The organism is Absicoccus sp. (assembly GCF_034090965.1).
In the GTDB taxonomy this organism is placed as follows: Bacteria; Bacillota_I; Bacilli_A; order Erysipelotrichales; family Erysipelotrichaceae; genus Absicoccus; species Absicoccus intestinalis.
Genome location: NZ_JAXDRQ010000059.1, coordinates 67760 through 77348, shown reverse-complemented (window position 1 = coordinate 77348; position 9589 = coordinate 67760). Strand labels below are relative to the sequence as shown.

Annotated in this window: 9 protein-coding genes; 7 read left to right on the top strand and 2 right to left on the bottom strand. The window is 33.4% G+C overall.

Annotated features, from left to right (window positions below):
* The first annotated feature begins 338 nt into the window (after nucleotides 1–338).
* From SOS22_RS09020 to SOS22_RS09010, 3 genes are read left to right on the top strand one after another with little or no spacing between them, the layout of a single operon-like run.
* The gene (locus SOS22_RS09020) at nucleotides 339–749 is read left to right on the top strand and encodes a GNAT family N-acetyltransferase (protein WP_320596986.1); all 411 of its coding nucleotides are present in this window, start codon (nucleotides 339–341) and stop codon (nucleotides 747–749) included.
* 5 nt (nucleotides 750–754) lie between these two features.
* Nucleotides 755–1837, top strand: coding sequence for a glycerate kinase (locus SOS22_RS09015; RefSeq protein WP_320596985.1), 1083 nt, complete (start codon nucleotides 755–757; stop codon nucleotides 1835–1837).
* 18 nt (nucleotides 1838–1855) lie between these two features.
* The gene (locus tag SOS22_RS09010; RefSeq protein WP_320596984.1) at nucleotides 1856–2248 is read left to right on the top strand and encodes an arsenate reductase ArsC; all 393 of its coding nucleotides are present in this window, start codon (nucleotides 1856–1858) and stop codon (nucleotides 2246–2248) included.
* A 38-nt stretch (nucleotides 2249–2286) separates the two neighbouring features.
* Here SOS22_RS09010 and SOS22_RS09005 read toward each other — a convergent pair whose 3' ends face one another.
* Nucleotides 2287–3996: a carbon starvation protein A gene (locus SOS22_RS09005; protein WP_154461493.1), complete on the bottom strand. Its 1710-nt coding sequence runs from the start codon at nucleotides 3994–3996 to the stop codon at nucleotides 2287–2289.
* 447 nt (nucleotides 3997–4443) lie between these two features.
* On the opposite strand from SOS22_RS09005, the gene SOS22_RS09000 reads away from it, so the two are divergent.
* Genes SOS22_RS09000 through SOS22_RS08990 form a run of 3 tightly spaced genes read left to right on the top strand, consistent with a single transcriptional unit; the run spans nucleotide 4444 to nucleotide 6910 of the window.
* Nucleotides 4444–4893 carry an NUDIX hydrolase gene (locus SOS22_RS09000; RefSeq protein WP_320596983.1) on the top strand — a complete coding sequence of 150 codons (450 nt, stop codon included), beginning with the start codon at nucleotides 4444–4446 and terminating at the stop codon, nucleotides 4891–4893.
* A gap of 9 nt (nucleotides 4894–4902) precedes the next feature.
* Nucleotides 4903–5727 carry an aldo/keto reductase gene (locus tag SOS22_RS08995; RefSeq protein WP_320596982.1) on the top strand — a complete coding sequence of 275 codons (825 nt, stop codon included), beginning with the start codon at nucleotides 4903–4905 and terminating at the stop codon, nucleotides 5725–5727.
* A 1-nt stretch (nucleotide 5728) separates the two neighbouring features.
* Nucleotides 5729–6910, top strand: a complete 1182-nt coding sequence (locus SOS22_RS08990) for a peptidylprolyl isomerase (RefSeq protein WP_320596981.1) — start codon at nucleotides 5729–5731, stop codon at nucleotides 6908–6910.
* Nucleotides 6911–6917: 7 nt separating this feature from the next.
* Here SOS22_RS08990 and SOS22_RS08985 read toward each other — a convergent pair whose 3' ends face one another.
* A complete protein-coding gene (locus tag SOS22_RS08985) occupies nucleotides 6918–8018 on the bottom strand; it encodes a PucR family transcriptional regulator (RefSeq protein ID WP_320596980.1) in 1101 nt (366 codons plus the stop codon).
* A 583-nt stretch (nucleotides 8019–8601) separates the two neighbouring features.
* Here SOS22_RS08985 and SOS22_RS08980 point away from each other — a divergent pair.
* Nucleotides 8602–9564 carry a type I phosphomannose isomerase catalytic subunit gene (locus SOS22_RS08980; protein WP_154461501.1) on the top strand — a complete coding sequence of 321 codons (963 nt, stop codon included), beginning with the start codon at nucleotides 8602–8604 and terminating at the stop codon, nucleotides 9562–9564.
* Nucleotides 9565–9589: the final 25 nt, after the last annotated feature.

Below are 9589 nucleotides of genomic sequence, written 5' to 3'. Positions count from 1 at the left end.
TTCTTTTTAGAAGTATTGTGTAAGATGAATTTCCAACAAAACCTAATATGGTGTTAGTTAATGTCTTGTTGTTGAAACTTTAGTGGCTCTCAGTGGTAGACAGGGTGGCTTTAAGTGAACGGAATACTCACTTGTTGAATTTAAATTGATTAATTGATATGAGATGAATATATTTTATTTACTTTCTTCTCTATTTCTTTTCTATTTGTTATCCTTTATACAGGATGGTGAATATGGTTACATTGGTAAAAGCAGATGAAAGATATAAATAAGAAGTTTTAGAATTTAAACAGGAATTCTTTAATTGTGGGGAATCTGTTATAAATGGAAGTGCCTTATTGGATCAGTTATCTTTTGAGGAATGGATGGATCTGGTTAAAAAGAATGAGAATATAGAAACAGTATCAAAGGATTGGGCTGTTAGTAATGTATTCTTTCTGATGCTGGAATCAAAGATCATTGGAATTACTGAAATACGTCATAGTTTAACCACTCCTTTTTTACAAGAATATGCAGGGCATATTGGATATTCTGTACGTCCTTCTTATCGAAAAAAGGGATATGGAACAAAACTTTTATCTTTGGCTATAGATTATTGTAAAGAAATTGGATTAAAGGAAATAAAACTGGGTTGTTATTGTGAAAATATAGCTTCTATAGGTGTAATTGAAAAGAATAGTGGTAGCTGTATCGAAAAGAAAAAATATTTAGATGGAAAATGGATGTATGTTTATAAAATTAAATGGTGAAGAATATGAAAATTGTAGTGGCTTGTGATTCTTTTAAAGAAAGTATGAGTGCTTTACAAGCATGTAAAGCTATACAAAGAGGCATTCATAAAGTGGATTCGAGTATTGATGTAGAATGCATTCCTATGGCAGATGGAGGAGAAGGAACTTCTAAAGTATTAAATGAATTTTATAAAGGAAATAAAATTATCTGTAATGCATTGGATGCTTATGGTAGAGAAATAGAAGCGTATTATTTTCGTAAAGAAAATCTGGCAATCATTGAAATGGCTTGTGTTTGTGGATTGGAATCGATTGAAATTTCTATGCGTCATCTTTTACACTCTTCTTCGTATGGATTAGGACAGCTGATCCGACATGCTATTGATCATGGCTGTAAAACTTTACTGATTGGTTTAGGTGGAAGTGCCACCAATGATGGTGGTTTGGGAATGTTAAGTGCCTTGGGTTCTCATTTTTATGATAAAGATCATAAGGAATTAGAACCGGTTATAAAAAATATTCCATTGATCCAATCGGTTTCCTTATGTTCTTATCCAGATGTACAAATACAGGTGGCCTGTGATGTAACCAATCCTTATTGTGGCCCACAGGGAGCCACTTATACTTTTGGTAAACAGAAAGGGGCAACCAAAGAAGAACTAGATCTGCTGGAATCCTGTTTATGTCATTTAAATACTTTATTAAACATTCACAATCATCCTCGTACCGGAGCCGCTGGAGGAACTTCAGGAGCTTTACATGCGATAGGGGCTCAACTTTGTTCAGGTATTGAACTGGTTATGAAACATACCCAATTTGAAAAAAGAATTATGGATTGTGATTATTGTTTTACAGGAGAAGGAAGCTTTGATGAACAAAGTCTGAATGGAAAGACCATTTCAGGAATTGCTTCGATCTGTAAAAGACATAATGTTCCTTTAATTGTATGTGCCGGAAAAGTAAATATTGATTCTTGTTATGAAAAAGGAATTACTGCTTGTTTTTCAATAGGAAATGAAATTTCTTCTTTAGAAAAAGCTTTAAAAGATGGAGAAAAAAATTTAGAAAAGACAAGTGAAAATATAATGAGATTATTGATTTTATGATATGAAAAGGAGAATGAAATGAAAAAAGTGGCCTTTGTTTGTGTACACAATTCATGTAGAAGTCAAATTTCAGAGGCTTTGGGAAAATATCTTGCATCCGATGTGTTTGAAAGTTATTCAGCTGGAACCGAAACAAAACCACATATTAATGCAGATGCGATTCGATTGATGAAAGAAATATATGGAATTGATATGGAAGCCAATGGACAGTATAGTAAAACGTTGAAAGATATTCCTCAAATGGATCTGTATATTTCAATGGGATGCAATGTAAGTTGTCCGTTTATTGGAAAAGAATTTGACGATAACTGGAAACTGGAAGATCCTACTGGTAAATCCGATGAAGAATTTAGAAAAGTAATCAAACAAATTGAAACAAATATTATAGAACTTAAAAACACGTTGAAATAAGAAAACAATCACCTCATAAGGGGGTGATTGTTTTAAATTTAGTTTTCACTTTTTGTTTCTATCAATTTTTTACCGGATCCGATAAAAATTAAGATTCCTAATGCCATCAATAATAAAGCAATCAATAATTGTAAGCCATCTGTCATAAAGACAAAACCACCAGATACAAATAATTTCATAAAGATATTGTATACAGCCATTCCTAAACTTGTCATAGTGATGACTAACATGGCAATCATTGGAATGTACAACATAAATCCTTTTCTTCCGGTAACTTTTAAGAATACGGAAATAGAAATCAATACCATAGCAGCCAATAACTGGTTAGCACTTCCAAACAATGGCCAGATATTTAAATATCCTCCTAAGCTTAATAAATATCCACCGGCTAGTGTTAATAGTGTGGCCACGTATTTATTTGTTAAGAAAGCAACGATTTTTCCTTGTGGTTTCTGGTTGCTGCATTCAAAGAATTCCTGGAAAGACATACGACCAATACGAGCCACTGCATCTAAAGAAGTTAAAGCCAAGGCAGAGACAAACATGGTCATAATGCACAATCCATATTCTTGAGGCATTCCCAATTGATGGACTAAACCGGTAACTCCTACGGAGAATTTAGTAAAAGGGGTAGCTCCCTGGGCTAAGGCCATAGAAGATAATGTTTCATTTAATACACCTGAATCGGATAAAGAAGTTAAAGAACCTACAATGACAATGACTAAAATCGCAAGTAAAGATTCAAGCAGCATGCTTCCATATCCAACCTGAAGCATATCTTTTTCATTTGAAATCTGTTTTGAACTGGTTTCACTTGATACCAGAGAATGGAATCCGCTGACGGCTCCACAGGCAATGGTTACAAATAAAGTAGGGAATAGATAACTTCCACTTTCGCTTTTAAATCCAGTAAAAACAGGTGTAGTAATGGTTGGATTCGAAATAAATACACCCACTACAGCTGCCAGGATCATTGCGATAAATAAGAATGTTGTCAAATAATCACGTGGCTGTTTCAAAATCCAGATTGGTGTAACCGATGCGAAGAAAATATACACAAATACGATGTAGATCCATGTTTGTTTTGTGAAATAAACTGGAAACTGAATTCCTACCATCAACATCAGAACAATCAATACCAGTCCCAATACCAGTTGTTTCCATCCGGAAATCTTGGTTTTCTTTAAGAACAATCCAAAGGCAATGGCAACAAATACATATAAGATGGAAATGGATCCGGCTGCTCCATTTGGTAGAAGCTGAGCCCCTTGTTCATTAAATCCATTAAAAGTACCAGCTACCATATCCGCAAAGGCAGCGATGACCAGCAGCGTAAACAGCCAGCTGAATAAGAAGAATAAACGTCTTCCGGTTTTTCCAATATATTGTTCAATTAATTGTCCCATGGATTTTCCATTTGATTTTACCGAAGCGTACAGGGCTCCAAAATCTTGTACAGCTCCAAAGAAAATACCTCCCACTAAGACCCATAGAAAGGCAGGAAGCCATCCAAATGCCATCGCAAGAACAGGACCGGTTACAGGACCTGCACCAGCAATGGAAGAAAACTGATGGGCAAACACTTCCCATTTGTTGCTGGGAACAAAATCAACACCGTCTTCTCTTTGATAAGCTGGTGTTTTCGCATTGACATCGATTCCCCATGTTTTCACCAGATAACGACCATACAATAGATAAGCCGCAACCAGGATCACAACAGAAATAAGTAATAATAATAAACCGTTCATAAAAATCCTCCCTGAACATTTCATAAAAAAAGACTTCGTATCTAAGACGAAGTCAAATCCGCGGTACCACTTAGTTTGCATAAAATCAGCCACTTATATTTCTTAACGCGAAACACGGATTTTCTTACTTTTTTCAGAAAATCAACGAACAAGGGATAGCTTTAAATGCTCTTGATATCTTTTCAGCTGCCGATACTCTCTAACGCAAGTATATTTAAAGTATTGTCTTGTTTATGTCTTTTATGAAATATTCGTAGAGATAATAGTTCTTTAAATGAAAATTGTCAACAAAAAAATGAAAAAATTACAAAAATACTGAAAATAATTTTTAATTCTTACATTTACTGATTTTTATATCTTTTTCAATTATAATAGTATAAGAAATGAGGAATATATATGGAATATTGGGATATTTATGATAAAAATAAACAATTAACAGGAAGAACCATGAAGAAAAACGATTGGATCTTAAAGGATGGAGAATACCATTTATCAGTTTTAGGAATTATTCAGCATGTAAATGGAAAATATTTAATCACACAAAGGGTTATGACAAAAGCCTGGGCTCCTGGATGGTGGGAAGTACCAGGAGGAGCCTGTATGGCTGGGGAATCTTCTGAAGAAGCGGTTTTAAGAGAAGTAAAAGAAGAAACAGGATTGGATGTTTCTATGGCTTCAGGGGGATTTAAAATGAGCTATCATCGAGAGAATCCTGGACAGGGAGATAATTATTTTGTGGATGTTTATAAATTTATTCTCGATTTTAATGAAAACGATGTACAGATCCAGACTGAAGAAGCTTTGTCTTATCGATTGGCTACTAAAGAAGAAATAGAAGAATTGGATCGACAAGGAATCTTTCTTCACTATCAATCTATTAAAGAAGCATTTGAATAGGAGGACATTATGAAATTAAGAAACGGAAATGAGATTCCAGACATTGGCTTTGGGACATGGAAGACACCGAATGATGAAATCGCATTACAGGCGGTTCAATGTGCCATTGATTGTGGATATCGTCACATTGATGGTGCTTATATTTACAAAAACGAAGAGATGATCGGGAAAGCCATTCGAAATTGTGGAATAAAAAGAGAAGAATTATTTATCACAAATAAAGTATGGAATAGCCAGCGTGGATACCAGTCCACTTTACAGGCTTTGGATCGTTCTTTAGAAACAATGGGATTGGATTACTTTGACCTGTATTTAATTCATTGGCCTGCCAATTCGTTGATGTATGAAAATCCAGTCGAAGTAAATCGTCAGACTTGGCAAGCTATGATTGATGCGTATAAACAAGGAAAAGTAAAAGCCATTGGCGTATCCAATTTCAGAATCCATCATTTAGAACAAATTATGGATATGGAAATCATTCCAATGGTCAATCAGATTAAATACCATCCAGGACTGCTTCAAAAAGAAGTGGTAGATTATTGCAAAGAAAACGATATTTTAGTAGAAGCGTATAGTCCATTGGCCAGATCGGCTTTACTTGATAATGACATAATCAATGAACTTGCACAAAAATATCATAAGACACCTTCCCAAATCTGTTTAAGATATATTTATCAGAATGACATTTTACCTTTACCAAAATCGGTTACACCAAGTCGTATTCAAGAAAACATTAATATCTTTGATTTTGAAATCGGAAAAGCAGATATGGATAGGTTAGATACATTAAAAGTGGATTATGAACTTCAGGATCCGGATACAATGGAGCGTTAAGATGGAAAAAATTATAAAAGAAGCTAAGAATGGAAATCGTGAAGCTGTTCTACATTTATATGAAAAAAATAAGAAACGAATTTATTTTATCTGTGATTTTTTAATGGAAAATGAAGAGCAGACCGATTTTGTGTTTGAAGATGTTTTTGAACAGGTATGGAAAAATTTAGCACAGAAAAACATACAGAGTGAAGAAGAATTCAAAGATCTTTGTATTCATATAGCAATAAAACTATGTAAAAATAAATATTTTATTTCCAATCCTCATCAATTAAAAGAACAGAAACCAGATATTAAAGAAACAATTGAAATCAAAGAAATGGAATCCAATCTGGATTTTAATAAAATCTGTTCGTCTATACAATCTTTAAATAAAGAAACACGATTTGTATTGAAATCCTATTTATGTTCAGATTTTAGCTGTCGCCAATTAAAAGAAACATTAAATGTAGATGAAATGATCATTGAAGATTATATTCAATATTGTTTTCAAACCATTGATGAATGCACTCAATTTAAATCTGTAATCTTAAAACAGGAAAAAGAACCTATTCAATCTACGAATCAGAAATGTATCGAAACCATTGAAGCTTTGACAAAGAAAGAACCTGGTTTTAAAAAAATGTTCATTGTTCCCATTCTTCTGGTTTGTCTAATCGCTTCTTATTTTGTTTTAAAAGACGATTCGGTTTATTATGCCGATATCAATATCAAAGATTATGGACAGATAGTGGTTCAATTGGATTCGAAACAGGCACCTGAAACAGTGGATAATTTTGTCAGTCTGGCACAATCCGGTTTCTATGATGGATTAACTTTCCATCGTATTATGGATGGTTTCATGATGCAGGGTGGAGATCCAAATGGAGATGGAACAGGAGGGGCTTCTCAAACCATTAAAGGAGAGTTTTCTGCCAATGGAGTGGATAATGAAATTTCTCATATAAGAGGAACTATATCGATGGCAAGAAGCAGCGATTATAATTCTGCCAGCAGCCAATTCTTTATTGTACAAAGTGATTCGACTTTCTTGGATGGACAATATGCGGCTTTTGGTACGGTTCTATCGGGAATGGATATTGTGGATGAAATCTGTGAAAAAGCCAATCCAGTCGATGACAATGGAAGCATTGAAAAAAGTGAACAGCCAGTCATTGAATCCATACAAATAAGAAAAGAATAGGGAATCCCTATTCTTTTTTCTTTATGTAGAATGCCAATGCGTATTTGAATGTTTCTTCTGAATCTTCCAGATCACAGTTTAATAAGGATTTAATTTTCGAAATGCGATAATTGATCGTATTTCGATGAGTATATAATTCCTGGGCTACAATTTGAATGGCTCCTTTGTATTTAAGAAAATATTCAAATGTAAGCAACAATTGAGAATGATGTTTCAAATCGTATTCAATTAAAGGATGGAAACACTCCCTGTAATAATTTTCTATAATGGATTCATCTTCAATAGAATATAAGATCTGATACATGCCAATATCCTTAAATCTGGAAATAGAATGATTAAAATGAAGAGCATATTTTAAAGCAGCTTTGGCTTTTTTATAATTTTTTGGCAGACTTTTTAAATCGATTTCACTATTTCCAATTCCGATAAACACAGGGAAATCTTCTAATTTGATCTTTGTGATATGAATTACTTTTTCACATAATGACTGTAAAGAATGCATAGGAAGATTATTGGTAATTAAAATCAGATTGTTTTCATACCAGAAAAAAATATATTTACATTGTATGGTGCCAAAATAAAATTGTAAACGAGCCAGTATTCTTTGATGTTGAATATCTGTATTTTCTAAATTGCTGATGTGAACAATGCTGATCTGAAAGGAACCTTCGGTATCAAAATGAGATTTAAGTTCATCTCGATACTGTTCCAGTTTTTCTTCGTTTTTAAACCCTTTTATAAAATATTGAGCCAGTTTCTGTTCTCCTATGGAATCTTGCTGACAACGAATGGAAATGTCTTTGATGACCATATTGACATTGATTTCCCAGGGAATGGTGATCAATGGAAACTGATTCTGGTCACAATAACGAAGGATGGAGTCGGGTATTTCGTTGATATATTTTCCTGTATTGATAATTAAACCCACACAGTTTCGTTTTACCAGTTTTATAATACAGTCCATTAAAGCTTTTTCACTCTGAAATCCCAGTCCCAATGTCAAAGCCAGATCGTTTGACCATAAGAATTGAATAATGGTAGGATCTTCTACGATATGAACCCATCCAATTGGATGTGAACAGCCCTCTTTACCAGCTATGCATTTCATTTTATATTCATTTCCTACCTGCAGCATAATGTCATCCAAAGAAATCATACAATCACCCTTTTCAGTGTATCATTAATTGATCATAATTTGTGAACAAATTGTTATAAAATGGAATCAAATCCATATTTTTTATACAGTTGTTTAAGATATAAAGTCAATGTAAATAAATGAAAACTTTTATGAAAATAAATTATAATTTTATTTGTGCTATAAGCATAAAATGTATAAAAATAATTGGGCTTTTAAGCCATTTAAATTCTATTCTTTTGGTTTTATAATACAATTACAAAGAAAGAGATGAAGAGGAGGAGCTACTTATGATTTATGGTAATGTATATTTTCAATTGTATGATATGGAGAGAAGTTGTCCACAATGGTATAAATCAGAGCGTTATAGCTACTGTGATTCAGGAAAAATCAATAAATTGTATCGTTTATTCTCTAGAAAATATAGATAATAATCAATCAGGAATCCAAAGAGATTCCTGTTTTTGTTTTTGTATTATAGACAATAAAACAAAATAAAATTTGATATAACTTTTTTAAATTTTGTTCTATAATAATTACGTGGAGGAAATCAAATATGGGAATTATTAAATTAAATCCAGCCTATAAAGATTATTTATGGGGAGGAACAAAATTAAAAGAAAATTTTGGGAAAAAGACAGATCTTGACATTGTTGCGGAAAGCTGGGAACTATCTGTACATCCAGATGGACCAAGTATTGTGGCAAATGGGGAATATGAAGGGAAAACATTCCCAGAATATTTAGATGCTGCTGGTAAAGGTGTTTTGGGAACAAAAGGAAATGCGTTTGAAAATTTCCCAATTTTAATTAAATTTATTGATGCGAAAGGACCACTTTCTATTCAGGTACATCCAGATAATGAATATGCATTGCGTGTTGAACATGAATTTGGAAAAACTGAAATGTGGTATATCATGGATTGTGATCCAGGTTCTTTCTTATATTTTGGTGTAAACCGTGAAATTTCAAAAGAAGAATTTGAAGCAAAAATTAAAGATAATACATTGCTGGATGTTCTAAAAGCTGTACCGGTTCATAAAGGAGATGTATTCTTTATTCCATCTGGTACCATTCATGCTATTGGAGCAGGAATTCAGATCTGTGAGATTCAGCAGAACTCCAATTCAACGTATCGTGTTTATGATTTTGGACGTGTTGGAAAAGATGGAAAACCAAGAGAACTGCATATTAAAAAAGCATTGGATGTTTCCAATTTATCTCCAATCGAAAGTGATTTCAAACCATGTGGACCAACTATTGAAAAAGAAGATGCCAAAGTCACAACTATGGCAACTTGTCATGAATTTACAACTTATGTAGCGGATGTAGATGGTACTTTAACATGGGATGTAGATGAAGAAAGTTTTGGTTCGGTTATTGTGCTGGATGGAAGTCTGATGCTTGAAGCCAATGGACAAAGCGTTCAACTGGAAAAAGGACAGACGGCTTTCATTGATGCGGCAACAGGTAATACCACTATTACTGGAAAAGCACAATTTATATATGCACGTGTTTAAGATGGAATGATTTCCATCTTTTTGT

Bases quoted from the DNA above. Each gene is read 5' to 3' on its own strand.
- SOS22_RS09015 (WP_320596985.1), top strand. From the start codon at position 755: ATGAAAATTGTAGTGGCTTGTGATTCTTTTAAAGAAAGTATGAGTGCT.
- SOS22_RS09010 (WP_320596984.1), top strand. From the start codon at position 1,856: ATGAAAAAAGTGGCCTTTGTTTGTGTACACAATTCATGTAGAAGTCAA.
- SOS22_RS09005 (WP_154461493.1), bottom strand. From the start codon at position 3,996: ATGAACGGTTTATTATTATTACTTATTTCTGTTGTGATCCTGGTTGCG.
- SOS22_RS09000 (WP_320596983.1), top strand. From the start codon at position 4,444: ATGAAGAAAAACGATTGGATCTTAAAGGATGGAGAATACCATTTATCA.
- SOS22_RS08995 (WP_320596982.1), top strand. From the start codon at position 4,903: ATGAAATTAAGAAACGGAAATGAGATTCCAGACATTGGCTTTGGGACA.
- SOS22_RS08990 (WP_320596981.1), top strand. From the start codon at position 5,729: ATGGAAAAAATTATAAAAGAAGCTAAGAATGGAAATCGTGAAGCTGTT.
- SOS22_RS08985 (WP_320596980.1), bottom strand. From the start codon at position 8,018: ATGAAATGCATAGCTGGTAAAGAGGGCTGTTCACATCCAATTGGATGG.
- SOS22_RS08980 (WP_154461501.1), top strand. From the start codon at position 8,602: ATGGGAATTATTAAATTAAATCCAGCCTATAAAGATTATTTATGGGGA.